Consider the following 19959-nt stretch of genomic DNA (forward strand, 5'->3'; position numbering starts at 1 on the left):
GATGGGCGGGGCTTCGTCGTTTCCGGGGGACAAAAGCGTATCGTCGCAGGTCAGTTGACGTGCTAGAGTATAGGTAGCAAATGAGTCGGATCTTCCGGTCGGACCACTATCTGAGCATGGGCTCCGCCGACGGTCTGCCGGGCCCCACCGACGCCTGGATCACCCTGGCCGGTCTCGCCCGTGAGACCAGGCGGATCCGGCTCGGCACGCTCATGACCGCCGGCACCTTCCGGCTGCCCGGAGTACTGGCCATCCAGGTCGCCCAGGTCGACCAGATGTCGGGCGGACGCGTCGAGCTGGGCCTCGGTGCCGGCTGGTTCGAGGAGGAGCACAAGGCGTACGGGATCCCCTTCCCCAAGGAGAAGTTCGCCCGGCTCGAGGAGCAACTGGCCGTGGTGACGGGCCTGTGGGGCACGGAGACCGGCAAGACGTTCAGCCATGACGGGACGTACTACAAGCTGCAGGACTCGCCCGCGCTGCCCAAGCCCGTCCAGCAGAGGATTCCGGTGCTCATCGGCGGACACGGGGCGATCCGCACCCCGCGTCTGGCCGCACGGTACGCCGATGAGTTCAACATTCCCTTCGCTTCGCTGGAGGACACCGAGCGGCAGTTCGGCCGGGTCCGCGCCGCCGCCGAGGAGGCGGGACGCACACCGGACGACCTCGTCTACTCCAATGCGCTCGTCGTCTGCGCCGGCAAGGACGACGCGGAGGTCGCGCGGCGTGCCGCCGCCATCGGCCGAGAAGTGGACGAGCTGAAGGCCAACGGCCTGGCGGGGTCGCCCGCCGAGATCGTCGACAAGATCGGCCGCTATGCCGCGGCCGGTTCCTCCCGCGTCTATCTGCAGATCCTCGACCTCGACGACCTGGACCACCTGGAACTCCTCTCCTCCCAGGTCCAGTCCCAGCTGAACTGACCACCGTGCGCCGCCTCACAGGCGCACCCGAACTCGCAGCACACCCCGGCCTCGCACCCGATTCGGACGCGCCCGATTCGGACGCACCCGAGCCGGACGCACCCGAGCCGGAGACACCGTGAAGCCCGCCCGCAGCCTCTCGACCGCCCTCGCCGGGGGAGGCCCGCTCGTCCTCGACGGCGGCCTTTCCAACCAACTCGAGGCGCAGGGCTGTGATCTGTCCGACGACCTCTGGTCGGCGCGGCTCCTCGCCGACGCTCCCGAACAGATCGAGGCCGCCCACACGGCGTATGTGCGGGCGGGCGCACAGGTGCTCATCACGTCCAGCTACCAGGCCACGTTCGAGGGCTTCGCCGGACGCGGCACGGGCCGTGACGAGGCCACGGCACTCCTCACCCGCAGTGTGGCGCTGGCCCGCGCCGCGGCGGAGCGCACGGAGCGGGAGGTGTGGGTCGCGGCCTCGGTGGGACCGTACGGGGCGATGCTCGCGGACGGCAGCGAGTACCGCGGACGGTACGGGCTGACGGTGCGGGAGCTGGAGGACTTCCACCGTCCGCGCATCGAGGCCCTGGCAGCGGCGGGCCCCGACGTTCTCGCCCTGGAGACGGTGCCGGACACCGACGAGGCGACGGCGCTGCTGCGGGTCTCGGAAGGCATCGGCCTGCCGGTGTGGCTCTCCTACAGCATCGCGGGCGGGCGGACGCGCGCCGGCCAGGACCTGGCGGCGGCCTTCGCCCTCGTCGCCGCCCATGACCAGGTGATCGCCGTCGGCGTCAACTGCTGTGAGCCGGCGGACGCCGACCGTGCCGTTCAGCTGGCCTCCCGGGAGGCGGGCAAACCGGTCGTCGTCTACCCCAACAGCGGTGAGCGGTGGGACGCGGCGTCCCGCGCCTGGCGGGGCGAGGTCACCTTCGACCCGGCGCGACTGCCCGGCTGGGCCGCGGCGGGAGCCCGGCTGGTCGGCGGCTGCTGCCGCGTCGGCCCGGACCGTATCGCCGCCCTGGCCGCGCTCGCCGGGACCCGGAAGTCCTGAGCCCGGGAGGAAGTTGCCCCCCGGGCCCCGGCCCTCCCGGGCCCTGTCGTCCCGGTCCCTGTCGTCCGGGTCAGGGCCCTCCGGGCACCAGCCCTGCCGGTCCCGGTCGGGCGGGTTCCGGCCCACCGGTCGCGGCCCCTGCGGGCCTCAGCCCTGCCGGTCCCGGTCGCGGCCCCCGTGCCTCAGCCCTACCGGTCACGGTCGGGCAAGCCCCAGCCCTCCCGGTCTCGGACGACGGGCCCGGCCGCGCCGTGCGTGCCGGACGGCCGCGTGTGCCGGGCGGGACCGGGGTGCGTCCCGGGGCGGCCCGGCAACGCCGGTTACTCGCAGGCGACGCCGTCCCCGTCGCGGTCGAGGTGGCGGCCGTAGCCCGGGTCGCCCCTGCGGACGGGCGCGGCGCCCGCGGCCCTGGCGGCGTCACAGTTGCGGTAGTAGGCACTGCCGCCGCCCCCGCCTCCGGTGCTGCTGGAGGAGTCGTCCTCGTCGTCCGGTGCCGGCGTGGGTGTCGGCTTGGGCTTGGGCTTCGGTGCGGGCTTCGGCTTGTGCAGCTTCGTGCCCTGCTCGGCCGGGCACTTGGTGCCGGCCGCCACCAGGTGGACCGTGAGCGCGGTCTGCCGGGGGAGCGGTGCCGTGCCGCCCGCGGGGCTCTGGAAGCACACGGTCCAGTCGCTGTGGTCCGTCGGGAGGTCGACGTCCGCGTAGGCGCTGTAGGCGGTCATGCCGTCGTCGGTCAGGGCCCCGGTCCGCCGCTGGGCGTCGGCGAAGGTGGCGCCGACGACCTCGGGCATCGCCGCGGCCGGTGCGGCGGTGACGGTCTCGCGGGCGGTGACGGTGACCGTGGGGCCGGGCACGGCCGACTCCTTGACCACGGGATCGGGCGAGCACGCGCCGGCGACGAGTACGAGGACGAGCCCGACCGCGGCCATGACCCCGCAGCCGAGGACCGTCTTCTGGTTCGCGTCGAGAGTGCTGGTGGCGCCGCCCGCGGGCGGGGGCGGAACGGGTCCGTAGGGGTTGTTCACGGGCAGGCCTCTTCCAGCTTGACGGCCCCGAAATCGATCGTGGTGGCCGTGTCGAGCGTGCCCGGTCCCGGGCTCTGTGAGCAGACCTTCCAGTTCCGGTCCCACACCTGCATGCGGTTGCCGCCGGTCGCGTCGTGCGAGGTGAGGACGAGGAACCCTTCGGCCTGCGCGGCGTCCTGGGCGGCCTGGAGCTGCTGCCCCACGTGGTTCGAGAGCCGGGCCTTCGTGGTGACGGGTTCCGCGCTCGCGGTGGGAGCGGGCGCCGACTCCTGTGCCCGCTTCGGGGATCCTGCGGCCGCGTTCGCCGCAGGGGTCACCGTCGCGGTGGCCGTGACCGTCACGGTGACGGCCGGACCGGGAACCTTCTTCGTCGTCTCGCTCCCGGTCGGGGAGCAGGCCGAACCGATCGCCCCGATGAGGATGAATGTGAACAGCAGGCCGCCGCAGCCGAGGACGGTCTTGTGCTTGCCGCCCAGCCGGCTCGCCTGCGGCTGCGGGACGTACGGCGGGGGTGGAGGGTACGGGGGAGTGGCCACGAGAGATCTCCCTGCTGTGGCATGTGCATGAACGGCGCTTAAGATACACAACCCCCCTCCACTTGTGTGTATCGCGTGAAGAATTGATGCTTCTCGTGAAGCCCGCGCGGGCCGGGGGTCGCGAGACGTCCCTCGCCGGCCAGGAAATCGCCTGGTCAGGACCGGCCGTGCGGGCAATACTCGGACATGTGTTCCTGACAATCACCACGACCGGCACCCCCGAGCGTCCCGCCACCGACCTGGGCTTCCTGCTGCACAAGCACCCCGACAAGGCGCAGACGTTCTCCACCTCGCACGGCACGGCCCACGTCCTCTACCCCGAGGCCACCGCCGAACGCTGTACGGCCGCGCTGCTGCTGGAGGTCGATCCGGTCGCGCTGGTCCGCCGCGGCAAGGGCAAGGGCAGCGGCGGAGCCGCCGACTCCGCTCTCGCCCAGTACGTCAACGACCGGCCCTACGCCGCGTCCTCACTCCTCTCCGTCGCCATGAGCACCGTCTTCAAGAGCGCACTGCGCGGCGTGTGCCAGGCGATGCCGGAGCGGGCCGCGACCCCGCTGCCGCTGAGGATCGAGGTCCCCGTGCTGCCCGCACGCGGCGGCGCCGAACTCGTCCGCAAACTCTTCGGACCGCTCGGCTGGGACACGGTCGAGGCCCACCCGGTCGCACTCGACGGCCAGTTCCCCGAATGGGGCGACTCGCGCTACGTACGACTGACGCTGGAAGGGCGGCTGCGTCTCGCGGACGCGCTGCGCCAGCTCTACGTCCTGCTGCCGGTGCTCGACGACGCCAAGCACTACTGGGTCGCACCGGACGAGGTCGACAAACTGCTGCGGTCGGGAGAGGGCTGGCTGGCCGGTCACCCCGAGCAGAAACTCATCACCAGCCGCTATCTGTCCCGCCGCTGGGGCCTGACCCGGCAGGCCATGGAACGCCTCGAACTCGTACGGCTCGCCGAGAGCGACGACCTCGACGTCGAGGACGTCGACAACGCCGTCGACGAGACCAAGGACACCGACGAACGCCCGGTGCCGCTGGCCGAGCAGCGACGCGCCGCGATCCTGGACGCGCTCCGCACGGCAGGCGCCTCCAGCGTCCTCGACCTGGGCTGCGGGCAGGGCCAGCTCGTCCAGGCGCTGCTCAAGGACGTCCGCTTCACCGACATCGTGGGCGTCGACGTGTCCGTACGCGCGCTCGCGATCGCCGCCAGAAGGCTCAGACTGGACAGCATGGGCGAACGGCAGGCACGCCGCGTCACCCTGTTCCAGGGCTCCCTCACGTACACCGACAAACGCCTCACGGGCTATGACGCCGCCGTCCTCAGCGAGGTCGTCGAGCATCTCGACCCGCCCCGCCTGCCCGCCCTCGAGTACGCGGTGTTCGGCTCCGCCCGCCCGCGCACGGTGATCGTGACGACGCCGAACGTCGAGTACAACGTGCGCTGGGAGACGCTGCCGGCCGGGCACGTCCGCCACAGCGACCACCGCTTCGAGTGGAACCGCGAGGAGTTCCGCACCTGGGCCGCCACCACCGCGGAACGGCACGGCTACGGCGTGGAGTACGTGGCCGTCGGCGACGACGACCCCGAGGTCGGCCCGCCGACACAGATGGCCGTCTTCACCCAGAAGGACCGGAACGAGGCGAAGGCCGCATGACCACCACCGACACCACCCGCAAGCTGCCCGTCACCGACCTGTCCCTCGTGGTCCTCATCGGCGCCACCGGCTCCGGCAAGTCCACCTTCGCCCGCAGGCACTTCAAGCCCACCGAGGTCATCTCCTCGGACTTCTGCCGCGGACTGGTCGCCGACGACGAGAACGACCAGAGCGCCAGCGCCGACGCCTTCGACGTCCTCCACCACATCGTCGGCAAGCGCCTGGCCGCCGGCCGCCTTACCGTCGTCGACGCCACCAGCGTGCAGCAGGAGAGCCGCCGCCGGCTCGTCCAGCTGGCCCGCAGCCACGACGTGCTGCCCATCGCGATCGTCCTCGACATGCCCGAAGAGGTCTGCGCCGAACGCAACGCGGCCCGCCCCGAGCGCGCGGACATGCCCCGCCACGTCATCCAGCGGCACCGGCGCGAACTGCGCCGCTCCCTGCGCGGACTGGAACGCGAGGGCTTCCGCAAGGTCCACGTCCTGCGCAGCCCCGAGGAGGCCGACGCCGCGGAAGTCGTCCTGGAGAAGCGCTTCAACGACCTGCGGCACCTCACCGGACCGTTCGACATCATCGGCGACATCCACGGCTGCCGCTCCGAACTGGACACCCTGCTCACCACCCTCGGCTATGTGGACGGCGCACACCCCGAGGGCCGTACCGCCGTCTTCGTCGGAGACCTCGTCGACCGCGGACCCGACAGCCCCGGCGTCCTGCGCCGCGTCATGAGCATGGTCGCCGCCGGCAACGCCCTGTGCGTGCCCGGAAACCACGAGAACAAGCTCGGCCGCTGGCTCAAGGGCCGAAAGGTCCAGCACACCCACGGACTCGCCGAGACCATCGAACAGCTGGAGCGCGCGGACACCGAGGACCCCCGTTTCCGCGAGCAGGTAAGGGAGTTCATCGACGGCCTCGTCAGCCACTACGTCCTCGACGAGGGCAGGCTCGTCGTCTGCCACGCCGGACTGCCCGAGAAGTACCACGGCCGCACCTCCGGCCGGGTCCGCTCCCACGCCCTGTACGGCGAGACCACCGGCGAGACCGACGAGTTCGGGCTGCCCGTGCGCTACCCCTGGGCCGAGGACTACCGCGGCCAAGCCGCCGTGGTCTACGGCCACACACCCGTGCCCACCGCCTCGTGGATCAACAACACCATCTGCCTCGACACCGGCGCCGTCTTCGGCGGCAAGCTGACCGCGCTGCGCTGGCCGGAGCGTGAACTCGTCGACGTACCCGCGGAAAGGGTGTGGTACGAGCCCGTCAAGCCGCTCGCCACCGACGCGCCCGGCGGACACCAGGGCCGCCCCCTGGACCTCGCGGACGTCCACGGCCGCCGCATCGTGGAGACCCGCCACATGGGCCGCGTCGCCGTACGTGAGGAGAACGCCGCCGCGGCCCTGGAGGTCATGAGCCGCTTCGCGGTCGACCCGCGGCTGCTGGCGTATCTTCCGCCGACCATGGCGCCGACCGCGACCTCGCGCAAGGACGGCTACCTGGAACACCCGGCCGAGGCGTTCGCCCAGTACAAGGCCGACGGAGTCGAACGGGTCGTGTGCGAGGAGAAGCACATGGGCTCCCGCGCCATCGCCCTGGTCTGCCGAGACGAGGACGTCGCACGGACACGCTTCGGCGCCGACGGCGTCACCGGCGCACTGCACACCCGCACCGGCCGCCCCTTCTTCGACGACCCCGGCACCACCGAGGAGATCCTCGGGCGCCTGCGCACGGCGATCACCGGCGCCGGTCTGTGGGAGGAACTCGCCACGGACTGGCTGCTCCTGGACGCCGAACTGATGCCCTGGTCGCTCAAGGCGTCCGGACTGCTCCGCAAGCAGTACGCGGCCGTCGGCGCCGCCTCCGGAGCGGTCCTGCCCGCCGCCACCACCGCCCTCGAAGCGGCCGCCGCACGCGGACTCGACGTGGGCGCACTGCTGGACCGGCAGCGCGAACGGGCCGCGGACGCCGCCGCGTTCACCGACGCCTACCGCAGGTACTGCTGGACGACCGACGGCCTGGACGGGGTGCGCCTCGCGCCGTTCCAGATCCTCGCCGTCCAGGGACGCTCGCTGGCCTCCGTGCCCCACGACGAGCAACTCGCCTGGCTGGACCGGCTGGTGGAGGCGGCGCGGAGCACCGGGGCCGGGCTGCTCCAGCGCACCCGCCGGCTCGTCGTCGACACCGGCGACGAGGCCTCGGTGCGGGCCGGCACCGACTGGTGGCTGGAGATGACCGGCGCCGGCGGCGAAGGCATGGTCGTCAAGCCCCTGCACGCCCTCGTACGGGACGGCAAGAGCCGCCTCGTCCAGCCCGGCATCAAGGTCCGGGGCCGGGAGTACCTGCGCATCATCTACGGCCCCGAGTACACCCGCCCGGACAACCTGACCCGGCTGCGCGGCCGCTTCCTCGGCCACAAGCGGTCGCTGGCGCTGCGCGAGTACGCGCTCGGCCTGGAGGCGCTGGACCGGCTGGCCGACGGCGAGCCGCTGTGGCGGGTCCACGAGGCGGTCTTCGCCGTCCTCGCACTGGAGTCGGAGCCGGTCGACCCGCGCCTGTAGGACCGGCCCCGCACCCCACGGGGAGGCGCCGCCCGCGCCTCCCCGCAGGGGCGACCACGTGCCGGGGAACGCCCGCCCGTACGGCCACGACCGGTCCGATACGAGAGGTGACCGGTCCGGTGAACGAGATTGACCGGCTCGCTGAGAGAGGTTGACCGGACCGGTGTGAGATACGACCGGACACGGTCCGGCCGTTCGCCGGGTGAAGAGCTGTCCGGACGGCGAGTATGGGGACATGGGATTCCACGTCGACTCCGAGACCGGGCGGCTGCGCCGGGTCATACTGCACCGGCCCGATCTGGAACTGAAGCGGCTCACGCCCTCCAACAAGGACGCGCTGCTCTTCGACGACCTGCTCTGGGTCCGCCGCGCCCGTCAGGAGCACGACGGCTTCGCGGACGTCCTGCGCGACCGCGGCATCGTCGTGCACCTCTTCGGCGACCTGCTGCGCGAGTCGCTGGAGATCCCGGCGGCCAGGAAGCTCGTCCTGGACCGCGTCTTCGACGAGAAGGAGTACGGCCCGCTCGCCACCGGCCATCTGCGGTCAGCCTTCGACGAGATGGACACCGGCGACCTGACCGAGGCGCTCATCGGCGGAATGACCAAACGGGAGTTCCTCGCCGGCCACTCCGAGCCCTCGTCCGTCCGCTTCCACGTCATGGACCTGGACGACTTCCTCCTGCCGCCGTTGCCCAACCACATCTTCACCCGCGACACCTCCGCCTGGATCTACGACGGGGTGTCCATCAACGCCATGCGCTGGCCGGCCCGCCGGCGCGAGACCGTCCACTTCGAGGCCATCTACAAGCACCACCCCCTGTTCACCGGACCGGAAGCCGGTGACTTCCACCACTGGTCCGAGGGCCAGGACGACTACCCCTCCACCATCGAGGGCGGCGACGTCCTCGTCATCGGCAACGGCGCGGTCCTCATCGGCATGAGCGAGCGCACCACGCCGCAGGCCGTCGAAATGCTCGCCCGCGGATTGTTCGCGGCCGGCTCCGCACGGACGATCGTGGCGCTGGACATGCCCAAGCGCCGTGCGTTCATGCACCTGGACACGGTGATGACGATGGTCGACCACGACACCTTCACCCAGTACGCGGGGCTCGGCATGCTCCGCTCGTACACGATCGAACCCGCCACGGGCGACCACGCCCTGTCCCTGCGGGTCACCGACCATCCGCCCGAGCACATGCACAGCGCCATCGCGGCCGCCCTCGGACTGCAGGACATCCGCGTCCTCACGGCCACCCAGGACGTGCACTCCGCGGAACGCGAGCAATGGGACGACGGCTGCAACGTCCTCGCCGTCGAACCCGGGGTCGTCGTGGCCTATGAACGCAACGTGACCACCAACACCCATCTGCGTAAGCAGGGCATCGAAGTGATCGAGATCCCCGGCAGCGAACTCGGCCGGGGCCGCGGCGGCCCCCGCTGCATGAGCTGCCCGGTGGAACGGGACGCGGTGGGGACGGACGCATAATCCGGTCGTATAGCAATACGGGATTACGTATAGACTTCCATCGTCCCGCGTTCGCGACCCAGGAGCAGCCACCATGGCGACACACCTCGAAGGCCGCCACTTCCTCAAGGAGCTCGACTTCACGGCCGACGAGTTCCGCGGCCTGATCGACCTGGCCGCGCAGCTCAAGGCCGCCAAGCGCACCGGCACCGAGACCCGGCGCCTGCGCGGCAAGAACATCGCGCTGATCTTCGAGAAGACCTCCACCCGCACCCGCTGCGCCTTCGAGGTCGCCGCCGCGGACCAGGGCGCGTCGACGACCTACCTCGACCCCGCCGGCTCCCAGCTGGGACACAAGGAGTCGGTCAAGGACACCGCACGCGTCCTCGGCCGGATGTTCGACGCCATCGAGTACCGCGGCGACAGCCAGGCGGCGGTCGAGGAACTCGCCGCCCACGCCGGGGTCCCCGTCTTCAACGGCCTCACCGACGACTGGCACCCCACCCAGATGCTCGCCGACGTCCTCACCATGACCGAGCACAGCGACAAACCGCTCACCTCGATCACCCTCGCCTACCTCGGCGACGCCCGCTTCAACATGGGCAACTCCTACCTCGTCACCGGCGCCCTCCTCGGCATGGACGTCCGGATCGTCGCCCCCAAGGCCTACTGGCCGGCCGACGACATCGTCACCGCCGCCCGCGCGGCCGCCGCCACGAGCGGAGCCACCATCACGCTCACCGAGGACGTCGCCGACGGAGTCGCCGGCGCCGACTTCGTCGCCACCGACGTCTGGGTCTCCATGGGCGAACCCAAGGACGTGTGGGACGAGCGCATCGCCACCCTCGCGCCCTACGCCGTGACCATGGACGTACTGCGCGCCACCGCGAACCCCGACGTCAAGTTCCTGCACTGCCTGCCCGCCTTCCACGACCTCGGGACCAGGATCGGCCGCGAGCTGCACGACAGGCACGGACTGACCGAACTCGAAGTCACCGACGAGGTCTTCGAGTCCCCGCACTCGGTGGTCTTCGACGAGGCCGAGAACCGCATGCACACCATCAAGGCCGTCCTCGTCGCCACCATGGCCGCACCCGAAGCCGCCACGATGACCCCACCCGAATAGCCATACAGGCGATTGGGGACATATGCGACTCTACGGTTAGCATCTCTTCCGACACCTGGGGTCCGGGCTCACACAGCCCGGACCCCACTGTGCTGCACACCCCCGCACCACCCGAGAAGAGAACCACCCCATGCGCATCAAAAGCCCTACCCGACTCGTCGCCGAATCCGGCACGGACCGCGAGGGCCACGGCCTCAAACGCACCATGGGACTCTTCCAGCTCGTGTGCTTCGGCGTCGGCGCCATCGTCGGCACCGGCATCTTCGTCGGCCTCTCCGACAGCGTCTCCGAAGCCGGCCCCGCCGTCGTCGTCTCCTTCGCCCTCGCCGCGATCACCTGCGTCTTCACCGCGTTCTCGTTCGCCGAGCTCGGCAGCGCCATCCCCGTCTCCGGCTCCTCCTACTCCTTCGCCTACGCCACCCTCGGCGAACGCGTCGCGTTCCTCACCGGCTGGTGCCTGCTGCTGGAGTACGGCGTCTCCGTCTCCGCCGTCGCCGTCGGATGGGGCCAGTACCTGAACGAACTCCTCGGCACCCTCACCGGCCACCAGCTGCCCGCCGCACTCGCCGCCCCGCCCGGCGACGGCGGCATCGTCAACATCCCGGCCGTCGTCGTGATCCTCCTCGCCGCGACACTCCTGGTCCGCGGCATCCGCGAATCCGCCCGCGCCACCGCCGCCATGGCCGTCGTGAAGCTCGCCGTCCTCGCCCTCTTCTGCGCCGTCGCCTTCACCGCGTACGAGTCCGGCAACCTGTCCCCCCTCGCCCCCCACGAACTCGCCGGCATCACCTCCGGCGCCTCCCTCGCCTTCTTCTCCTACATCGGCTTCGACGCCATCACCACCGCCGGCGAGGAAGTGAAGAACCCGCGCCGCAACATCCCCCTGGCGATCATGATCTGCATCGGTCTGGTCACCCTGCTCTACTGCACCGTCGCCCTCGGCGCGATCGGCGCCATGTCCGCGGACGACGTCGCCGACAAGCCCGCCGCCCTCTCCCTCATCGTCGACAAGGTCACCGGCTCCGACCTCGGCGGCGGCATCATCGCCTTCGGCGCGGTCGTCGCCATCGCCTCCGTCGTCCTCGCCGTCATGTACGGACAGACCCGGATCCTGATGTCCATGTCGCGCGACGGACTCGTCCCCCGGATCTTCCAGCGCGTCTCACCCCGCACCTCGACCCCCGTCGCCAACACCTGGATCGTCGCCGCCGTCTTCGCCGTACCGGCCGCCGTCGTCCCGCTCGACGTGGTGATGAACCTCACCACCATCGGCACCCTCGCCGTCATGGCCGTGGTCAACGTCGCGGTGATCGCGCTGCGCCGCCGCCACCCCGGCACCGAAACCTCGTTCCGGGTACCGCTGTTCCCCCTCAGCCCCGTCCTCGGCGTGCTGTTCTGCCTCTATCTGATGTGGGGCACCGGCTGGACGACCTGGATCCAGTTCGCCGTCTTCCTGGCCGCCGGCGCGCTCGTGTACGCGCTCTACGGCCGCCGCAACTCGCGCCTCGCCGCAGCTCCCGGTGAGGCGGGCGTCACCCCGCAACGGGAGCCGCAGCAAGCCTGAACCAGACCGCCTTGCCCCGATCGGTCGGGCGGTGACCGCACGCCTCGCTGAGCGTACGTATCAGAAGCAGCCCGCGGCCGCCCTCCTGCCACGGATCGGGCACGGGAGGCGGCGTCGGGCCCGAGAGGGAGCCGGGCGGCGACGGGTCGCGGTCGTGCACCTCGATCCGGCAGCCGTCCGGCCGCACCTCCACCATCAGCTCGATCGGCCCACGGCAGCCGGTGTGCTCCACGGCGTTGGCGACCAGCTCCGCGGTGAGCAGCTCGGCGGTGTCACAGTCGGCCGCCGGCCCGCCGTCCGTCAGCGCCGTACGGATCAGGGCACGGGCGATCGGCACCGCCGCGGTGGTGTGCGGCAGCGCGATGTGCCACCAGGCGGGGGCCTCGGCGGCAGGGGCGATTGCGTGGGCTTCGGGCAAGGTCGGTTCCGTTCGCAGTGCTCAGCACCCCAGGTGCTGCTGGTACTGCTTCCAACCCTACGAATCGCGAACCCCCACGCCAGGGGCCGCGGACCATCCTGCGCAGGACCTGTGCCACACCTGATACGGGACCTTTGCCGAGCTGCGACGGAGAGCCGCGAGGGCGCCAGGAGGCGAGCGATATCGCGTACTCGTGACGGAAGTCACGGAGAAGTGATAAGTTCAGGGGGCAGGCAGACGCAGGCACAGCCGCTCGCCTTCCAAGGGAGGCCACCGCACATGAGCCCCTTCCCCAGCTCGGCGCCCCACACGGAACACTGGCACCACATCCGGCTGACCAGGCACGACGGCGTCGCCACCATCACCCTCGACCGCCCCGACAAACTCAACGCGCTCACCTTCGGCGCCTACGCCGACCTGCGCGACGTACTCGCCGAACTCAGCCGCGAACGCTCCGTACGCGCCCTCGTCCTCGGCGGCGAAGGCCGCGGCTTCTGCTCGGGCGGCGACGTCGACGACATCATCGGCGCCACACTCGCCATGGACACCGCCCAGCTCCTCGACTTCAACCGGATGACCGGACAGGTCGTACGAGCACTGCGCGAATGCCCCTTCCCGGTGATCGCCGCAGTCCACGGAGTCGCCGCCGGCGCCGGAGCCGTACTCGCCCTCGCCGCCGACTTCCGCATCGCCGACCCCTCCGCACGGTTCTCCTTCCTCTTCACCAAGGTCGGACTCTCCGGCGGCGACATGGGCGCCGCCTACCTCCTGCCCAGAATCGTCGGCCTCGGCCATGCCACCCGGCTCCTCATGCTCGGCGAACCCGTCCGGGCCACCGAAGCCGAACGCATCGGACTCATCAGCGAACTCACCGAGGAAGGCCAGGCACACAAAGCAGCCGCCGACCTCGCCCGCCGCCTCGCCGACGGCCCCGCCCTCGCACACGCCCAGACCAAGGCCCTGCTCACCGCCGAACTGGACATGCCGCTCGCCGCCTCCGTCGAACTCGACGCCGCGACCCAGGCCCTGCTGATGAACGGCGAGGACTACGCCGAGTTCCACGCCGCCTTCACCGAGAAGCGCGCCCCGAACTGGCAGGGACGATGACCACGCCCCGCCCCCACCGGAACCCCCTGCGCATCGCCGTCATCGGCGGCGGACCCGGCGGACTCTACGCCGCAGCACTCCTGAAACGACTCGACCCCACACGTGACATTTCACTGTGGGAACGCAACGCCCCGGACGACACCTTCGGCTTCGGCGTCGTCCTCTCCGACGAAACCCTCGGCGGCATCGAACACGCCGACCCCACCGTCCACCGCGCACTCCAGGACGAGTTCGTCCGCTGGGACAACATCGACATCGTCCACCGCGGCCACACCCTCACCTCCGGCGGACACGGATTCGCCGCACTCGGCCGCCGCAGACTCCTCGACATCCTCCACCGGCGATGCACATCCCTCGGCGTACACCTCCGCTTCCGCACCGAAGCCCCACCCGCCGCCGAACTCGCCGCCACCCACGACCTCGTCATCGCCGCCGACGGCGTCCACAGCCCCACCCGCGCCGCACACGCCGACGCCTTCGGACCCCGCATCACCACCCACCGCTGCCGCTACATCTGGCTCGCCACCGACTTCGCCCTCGACGCCTTCCGCTTCGACATCGCCGAAACAGAACACGGCGTCATGCAACTCCACGGCTACCCCTACGCGCCCCACGCCTCCACCGTCATCGTCGAAGTGCGCGAGGAGGTCTGGCGGGCCGCCGGGCTCGACGAGTGCGACGAGCAGCAGTCGGCCGAACGCTGCGCCAAAGTCTTCGCCGACGCCCTCGGCGGCCGCCCCCTGCGCGGCAACAACTCCTCATGGACCGCGTTCCGCACCGTGGTCAACGACCACTGGTCCCACGCCAACACCGTCCTCCTCGGCGACGCCGCACACACCGCCCACTTCTCCATCGGCTCCGGCACCAAACTCGCCGTCGAGGACGCCCTCGCCCTCACCGCCTGCATCGAGGAACACCCCACACTCCCCGAGGCCCTCGCGGCCTACGAAGCCGAACGCCGCCCCGTCGTCGAATCGACCCAGCGCGCCGCCGCGGCCAGCCTGCGCTGGTTCGAGGAACTCGGAACCTATCTCCACCAGCCCCCACGGCAGTTCGCCTTCAACCTCCTCACCCGCAGCCGCCGCGTCACCCACGACAACCTCCGGCTGCGCGACCCGGCGTTCACCGAAACCGTCGAGCAGGACTTCGGCTGCCCACCCGGGACACCACCGATGTTCACCCCCCTCCGGCTCCGCGGCCTGACCCTGCGCAACCGCGTCGTCGTCTCCCCCATGGACATGTACTCCGCCCACGACGGCATCCCCGGCGACCTCCACCTCGTCCACCTCGGCGCACGCGCCCTCGGCGGCGCCGGACTCGTCATGACCGAAATGGTCTGCGTCAGCGCCGAAGGCCGCATCACCCCCGGCTGCACCGGCCTCTACACCGACGAACAAGCCACCGCCTGGCAGCGCGTCACCGACTTCGTCCACACCCACTCACCCGGCACCGCCATCGGCGTCCAGCTCGGCCACTCCGGCCGTAAGGGCTCCACCCGGCTCATGTGGGAAGGCATCGACGAACCCCTCCCCGACGGCAACTGGCCCCTGGCCGCCGCCTCACCCCTGCCCTACCGCCCCGGCGTCAACCAGGTCCCCCACCAGCTCGACCGGGCCGGACTCGCCGACATCCGCGACCAGTTCGCCGCCGCCGCACACCGCGCCACCCACAGCGGATTCGACCTCCTCGAACTCCACTGCGCCCACGGCTACCTGCTCTCCGGCTTCCTCTCCCCACTCACCAACCACCGCACCGACGGCTACGGCGGCAGCCTCACCGCCCGGCTCCGCTATCCCCTCGAAGTCTTCGACACCATCCGCGACATCTGGCCCGACGACCGGCCCATGACCGTCCGCATCTCCGCCACCGACTGGGCACCCGGCGGCACCACCGCCGACGACGCCGTCGAGATCGCCCGCGCCTTCACCGCCCACGGCGCCGACGCCATCGACGTCTCCACCGGCCAGGTCGTCCCCGACGAGCGCCCCGAGTACGGCCGCTCCTACCAGACCCCCTACGCAGACCGGATCCGCAACACCCTCCACACCCCCGTCATCGCCGTCGGCGCCATCTCCTCCTGGGACGACGTCAACTCCCTGCTCCTCGCCGGCCGCGCCGACCTCTGCGCCCTCGCCCGCCCCCACCTCTACGACCCCCACTGGACCCTCCACGCCGCCGCGGAACAGACCTACACCGGCCCCGCCGCACCCTGGCCCGCGCCCTACCGCGCCGGCAGCCGCACACCTCCCACCGGCCGCACCGACGCACCCAAGCCACGCCTCAGCCTCACCGACCGGCCGCAGCCCTGACACTCCGCGGCGCCCCGCGCGATACCTGCGCCGCACCCGCGCGGCACCTGCGCCGCACCTGCGCTACGCGTGCGCTGCGCCTGCGCTGCGCCTGCGCGGAGTGACACTCAGCCCCCGGCGCCCACGAACTCCGCCCCCGCGTCCCGCAACCGCTCGTGCAACCCCGTGAACACCGCCGCCGAACGCCCACCCGGCCAGCCCGACGGCAACAACTCCTGCGGCAGACCCGGATCCGCGTACGGCAGCCGACGCCAGGAATCCAGCGCCCGCAGATAGTCCCCGTACGCGTCCTCCGCCGGAGTGTCCGCACGCCCCTCCCACGACCGCAGCACCGGGCCGTGCACATCCAGGAACTCCTCGTGCTGCTTCGCGATCGCCGCCAGATCCCACCACCGGCCCACCGCCTCCGCCGTCGCAGCGAACCCCAGATGCTCACCGCGGAACAGATCCACATACGGATCCAGCTGCAGCCGCCGCAACGTGTGCCGGGTCTCCTCGTGGAACCGGGCCGGAGCGATCCACACACCCGGCGCGGCCGTCCCGAAACCCAGCCGGCCCAGCCGTGAACGCAGCAGATGCCGCTTGTGCCGCTCGGCCTCCGGCACCGAGAACACCGCCAGCACCCAGCCGTCCGACAGCTCCGGCGCCCGGCGGCCGTAGATACGCTCGTCACCGTCGTCGAGGAGCTGCCGCGCATCGTCCGACAGGGCATACCCGGCCGCCCCGGCCGCCGTCCGCTCCGCGACGAGCAGCCCCCGCCGCTTGAGCCGCGACACCGACGAACGCACCGACGGCGCGTCCACCCCGACCGCACCCAGCAGCCGGATCAACTCCGCCACCGCGAACGGCCCCGCCGTCTCGCGTCCGTACGCGCCGTACAGGGTGACGATCAAGGAACGGGGAGTGTGCTGCTCGGCCACGTGATCACTCTAGGCCCCGCAACCGGAACCGCTGCAGCTTGCCCGTCGGCGTGCGGGGGAGCGCGTCGAGGAAGACGATCACACGCGGGCACTTGTAGGGCACCAGACGCGTCTTCACGAAATCACGCAGCACCCCGGCTACCGCCTCGTCACGCGCCACACCGTCCCGCACCACCACATACGCCGCCACGATCTGCCCTCGCAGCTCGTCGGGGCGCCCGACCACCGCCACCTCCACCACATCCGGATGGGCCAGCAGCGCGTCCTCGACCTCGGGGCCCGCGACGTTGTAGCCCGCCGAGACGATCATGTCGTCGGCGCGGGCGACGTAGCGGAACCACCCGTCCGGCTCGCGCACATAGGTGTCACCCGTGACATTCCATCCGTCACGCACATACACGCTCTGCCTCGGGTCCGCGAGATAGCGGCAGCCCACCGGACCGCGCACCGCCAGCAGCCCCGGCTCACCGTCCGGCACCGGCTCCCCGGACTCCCCGTCCACCACCCGCGCGTCCCAGCCCGGCACCGGCACCCCGGTGGTGCCCGGCCGGATGTCCCCGTCCGCCGCCGAGATGAAGATGTGCAGCAGCTCCGTCGCCCCGATGCCGTTGATGAGGCGCAGCCCGGTCCGCTCGTGCCACGCCCGCCACGTGCCGGCCGGCAGATTCTCCCCGGCCGACACACAGCGCCGCAGCGATGTGACGTCGTGCCCCGCGAGCTCGTCGAGCATCACGCGATACGCGGTCGGCGCGGTGAACAGCACCGACACACGATGCTCGGCGATCGCCGGCAACAACTGCTTCGGACCGGCCTGTTCGAGCAGCAGGGCCGACGCACCCGCCCTCAGCGGGAACACCACCAGACCGCCGAGCCCGAACGTGAACCCGAGCGGCGGACTGCCCGCGAACACGTCGTCGGGTGTGGGCCGCAGCACCCGCGCCGAGAACGTGTCGGCCACGGCCAGCACATCCCGGTGGAAGTGCATGCACCCCTTCGGACGCCCCGTCGTACCGCTCGTGAACGCGATCAGCGCGACATCGTCCGCCGCCGTCTCCACGGCCCGGAACGACGACGGCTTCCCCTCCGCCAGCCGGAGCAGATCATCGGGGGCGTCCCCGCCGAACGCCGCGATCCGCAGCCCCGGCACCTCCGCCTTCACCAGATCGTCGACACAGCGGACGTCGCACAGCGCATGCGTGACACGTGCCATTTCACACATCACGGCGAGTTCCTGAGACCGCTGCTGGGCGAGCACCGTCACCGCCACCCCGCCCGCCTTCATGACCGCCAGCCAGCAGGCCGCCAGCCACGGCGTCGTCGGCCCCCGCAGCAGCACCCGCTGACCGGGCACCACACCCAGCTCCCCGGTCAGCACATGCGCCAACCGGTCCACCCGGTCACGCAGCTCGCCGTACGTCCAGACCGTCCCCCTCCCGTCACGGAAGGCGGGACGAGCGGCACCGAACCGCCCGATCGTCACGTCCAGCAGCTCCGCACCGCAGTTGAGCCGCTCCGGATAGCGCAGCTCCGGCAGATCGAACAACAACCGGGGCCACTGATCCGCGGGCGGCAGATGCTCGCGCGCGAACGTGTCGAGATGAGCCGAAGGTGTCAGCTCCAGGCCGGCCGGGGGTGTCAGCTCCATGTTCGCCCCTTGTCGTGGTGGGGTCGCCCAACGAGCGTATCGTGATGGTGACGACAGTCAACGGTCCGCGATAAAAGTGCCGACAAGTGGGGGCTCGGATGCCCGTATTCTCACTCGATCCGGAACAAACCGCCTGGTGCGCGGACCTGCGCACCCTGGCCGCCGAACAACTGCGCCCCATCGCCGAGAAAGGCGAACCCGGCCACGTCAACCGCCCGCTGGTCGCCACCCTCGGCGAACTCGGCCTGCTGGAACGGCTCTTCGGCGCCGGGGCGCTCGACCTCTGCCTCCTGCGCGAATCCCTCGCCCACGGCTGCACCGAAGCCGAGACCGCACTGGCCCTCCAGGGCCTCGGCGCCTACCCGTTGGTCCAGTCGGGTACCCCCGGCCAGCGCGAGCGCCACCTTCCCGGCATCATCGCCGGCCGCACCGTCACCGCCTTCGCACTCAGCGAGCCCGACGCCGGATCCGACGCCGCCGCACTCGCCCTCGACGCCGCACCCGACCCGGACGGAGACGGCTGGCACCTCACCGGCACCAAACGCTGGATCTCCAACGCCCCCGAAGCCGACCTCTACACCGTCTTCGCCCGAACGGGTGAAGCCCCCGGCGCCCGCGGCATCACCGCCTTCCTCGTCCCCGCCGACCGCCCCGGACTCACCGGCAGCCCCCTCGACATGCTCTCCCCCCACCCCATCGGCACCCTCGCCTTCGACGCCGTACCCGTCACCCGCAAAGACGTCCTCGGCGAACCCGGCGGCGGCTTCCGCGTCGCCATGAACACCCTCAACCTCTTCCGGCCCAGCGTCGGCGCCTTCGCCATCGGCATGGCCCAGGCCGCCCTCGACGCCACCCTCGCCCACACCGCGCAGCGCAACGCCTTCGGCGGACCACTGAAGAACCTCCAGGCCGTCTCCCACCAGGCCGCCGAAATGGCCACCAGGACCGAAGCCGCGCGCCTCCTCGTCTACGCGGCCGCCTGCGCCTACGACACCGGCGCTCCGGACGTGCCACAGCGCTCCGCCATGGCGAAACTGTTCGCGACCGAGACCGCCCAGTACGTCGTCGACACCGCGGTACAACTGCACGGTGCACGCGCACTCCAGCGCGGCCATCTGCTGGAACACCTCTACCGGGAAGTCCGCGCCCCGCGGATCTACGAAGGCGCCAGCGAGGTGCAGCGCAGCATCATCGCCAAGGAGCTGTACGCCAGCGCCGGCACCGAGGAGACCAGCCGATGAGCCTCGAACGCATCAACCCGCCCGGGCTGTCCCCGGCCGGCGGCTTCTCGCACGCCGTCGCCGCCACCGGCTCCCGGCTGGTCTTCCTGGCCGGACAGACCGCACTCGACGCGAACGGCAAGGTGACCGGAACCGGGATCGTCGAGCAGTTCGAAACGGCCCTCACCAACCTCCTCGCCGCCCTCGCCGCGACCGGCGGCACCCCGCACGACCTCGCCCGCGTCACCATCTACGCCACCGACGTCGCCGACTACCGCGCCCACACCACCGAACTCGGCCGCGTCTGGCACCGGCTCGCGGGCCGGGACTACCCCGCGATGGCGGTCATCGGAGCCGTACGCCTCTGGGACGAACAGGCACTCGTCGAAATCGACGGGATCGCCGTACTGCCCTAGGGATGTCCGGCGCCCCGGCCGTGACCGGTGACAGAACCCCGTCGCCGGTCACAC

The 19959-nt window shown here is 71.2% G+C and carries 15 protein-coding genes and 1 pseudogene; 11 read left to right on the forward strand and 5 right to left on the reverse strand.

All coding sequences use genetic code 11. From position 1 onward, the window contains the following. Positions 1–92: 92 nt before the first annotated feature. Both ACIQMR_RS25845 and mmuM read left to right on the forward strand, forming a co-directional pair. Positions 93–917, forward strand: a pseudogene (locus ACIQMR_RS25845) (LLM class F420-dependent oxidoreductase); the annotation flags it as partial. Between the two features lie 118 nt (positions 918–1035). Then, positions 1036–1950: a homocysteine S-methyltransferase gene (gene mmuM / locus ACIQMR_RS25850; protein ID WP_401391717.1), complete on the forward strand. Its 915-nt coding sequence runs from the start codon at positions 1036–1038 to the stop codon at positions 1948–1950. Between the two features lie 320 nt (positions 1951–2270). Here the strand turns inward: mmuM and ACIQMR_RS25855 are convergent, their stop codons facing one another. Together ACIQMR_RS25855 and ACIQMR_RS25860 are read right to left on the reverse strand one after the other, a co-directional pair. Next, entirely contained in the window at positions 2271–2972 is a 702-nt protein-coding gene (locus ACIQMR_RS25855) for an excalibur calcium-binding domain-containing protein (RefSeq protein WP_401391720.1), read from the reverse strand. Beyond that, the gene (locus ACIQMR_RS25860; protein ID WP_401391723.1) at positions 2969–3508 is read right to left on the reverse strand and encodes a hypothetical protein; all 540 of its coding nucleotides are present in this window, start codon (positions 3506–3508) and stop codon (positions 2969–2971) included. The genes ACIQMR_RS25855 and ACIQMR_RS25860 overlap by 4 nt, the downstream gene beginning before the upstream one ends. A gap of 188 nt (positions 3509–3696) precedes the next feature. On the opposite strand from ACIQMR_RS25860, the gene ACIQMR_RS25865 reads away from it, so the two are divergent. The 5 genes from ACIQMR_RS25865 to ACIQMR_RS25885 all read left to right on the forward strand — a co-directional run bounded on the left by ACIQMR_RS25865 (position 3697) and on the right by ACIQMR_RS25885 (position 11870). Next, positions 3697–5160 carry a 3' terminal RNA ribose 2'-O-methyltransferase Hen1 gene (locus ACIQMR_RS25865; protein ID WP_401391726.1) on the forward strand — a complete coding sequence of 488 codons (1464 nt, stop codon included), beginning with the start codon at positions 3697–3699 and terminating at the stop codon, positions 5158–5160. After that, positions 5157–7715 carry a polynucleotide kinase-phosphatase gene (locus ACIQMR_RS25870; RefSeq protein ID WP_401391729.1) on the forward strand — a complete coding sequence of 853 codons (2559 nt, stop codon included), beginning with the start codon at positions 5157–5159 and terminating at the stop codon, positions 7713–7715. The genes ACIQMR_RS25865 and ACIQMR_RS25870 overlap by 4 nt, the downstream gene beginning before the upstream one ends. 235 nt (positions 7716–7950) lie before the next feature. Then, the gene (locus tag ACIQMR_RS25875; RefSeq protein ID WP_401391732.1) at positions 7951–9201 is read left to right on the forward strand and encodes an arginine deiminase; all 1251 of its coding nucleotides are present in this window, start codon (positions 7951–7953) and stop codon (positions 9199–9201) included. A gap of 73 nt (positions 9202–9274) precedes the next feature. Continuing rightward, positions 9275–10306 (forward strand): ornithine carbamoyltransferase, encoded by a 1032-nt coding sequence (argF, locus tag ACIQMR_RS25880; protein ID WP_401391735.1) that lies wholly within the window; start codon positions 9275–9277, stop codon positions 10304–10306. Between the two features lie 130 nt (positions 10307–10436). Continuing rightward, positions 10437–11870, forward strand: coding sequence for an amino acid permease (locus tag ACIQMR_RS25885; RefSeq protein WP_401391738.1), 1434 nt, complete (start codon positions 10437–10439; stop codon positions 11868–11870). Here the strand turns inward: ACIQMR_RS25885 and ACIQMR_RS25890 are convergent. Continuing rightward, a complete protein-coding gene (locus ACIQMR_RS25890; RefSeq protein ID WP_401391741.1) occupies positions 11839–12288 on the reverse strand; it encodes an ATP-binding protein in 450 nt (149 codons plus the stop codon). The genes ACIQMR_RS25885 and ACIQMR_RS25890 overlap by 32 nt on opposite strands. Positions 12289–12567: 279 nt before the next feature. Between ACIQMR_RS25890 and ACIQMR_RS25895 the strand changes: the two genes are divergently transcribed. Continuing rightward, positions 12568–13395 (forward strand): enoyl-CoA hydratase family protein, encoded by an 828-nt coding sequence (locus ACIQMR_RS25895; protein ID WP_401391744.1) that lies wholly within the window; start codon positions 12568–12570, stop codon positions 13393–13395. After that, positions 13392–15704: a bifunctional salicylyl-CoA 5-hydroxylase/oxidoreductase gene (locus ACIQMR_RS25900; RefSeq protein ID WP_401391747.1), complete on the forward strand. Its 2313-nt coding sequence runs from the start codon at positions 13392–13394 to the stop codon at positions 15702–15704. The genes ACIQMR_RS25895 and ACIQMR_RS25900 overlap by 4 nt, the downstream gene beginning before the upstream one ends. Positions 15705–15811: 107 nt before the next feature. Here the strand turns inward: ACIQMR_RS25900 and ACIQMR_RS25905 are convergent, their stop codons facing one another. Both ACIQMR_RS25905 and ACIQMR_RS25910 read right to left on the reverse strand, forming a co-directional pair. Next, positions 15812–16624, reverse strand: coding sequence for a PaaX family transcriptional regulator C-terminal domain-containing protein (locus ACIQMR_RS25905; protein ID WP_401391750.1), 813 nt, complete (start codon positions 16622–16624; stop codon positions 15812–15814). A 4-nt stretch (positions 16625–16628) separates the two neighbouring features. After that, complete coding sequence (locus tag ACIQMR_RS25910) at positions 16629–18269, reverse strand: AMP-binding protein (RefSeq protein ID WP_401391753.1); 1641 nt, start codon at positions 18267–18269, stop codon at positions 16629–16631. Positions 18270–18367: 98 nt separating this feature from the next. On the opposite strand from ACIQMR_RS25910, the gene ACIQMR_RS25915 reads away from it, so the two are divergent. Further along, positions 18368–19510: an acyl-CoA dehydrogenase family protein gene (locus ACIQMR_RS25915; RefSeq protein ID WP_401391756.1), complete on the forward strand. Its 1143-nt coding sequence runs from the start codon at positions 18368–18370 to the stop codon at positions 19508–19510. Next, positions 19507–19905, forward strand: coding sequence for a RidA family protein (locus ACIQMR_RS25920; protein ID WP_401391759.1), 399 nt, complete (start codon positions 19507–19509; stop codon positions 19903–19905). The genes ACIQMR_RS25915 and ACIQMR_RS25920 overlap by 4 nt, the downstream gene beginning before the upstream one ends. Positions 19906–19959: the final 54 nt, after the last annotated feature.

The sequence above is a fragment of the Streptomyces sp. NPDC091376 genome (genome assembly GCF_044757085.1).
Classification (GTDB): domain Bacteria; phylum Actinomycetota; class Actinomycetes; order Streptomycetales; family Streptomycetaceae; genus Streptomyces; species Streptomyces pratisoli.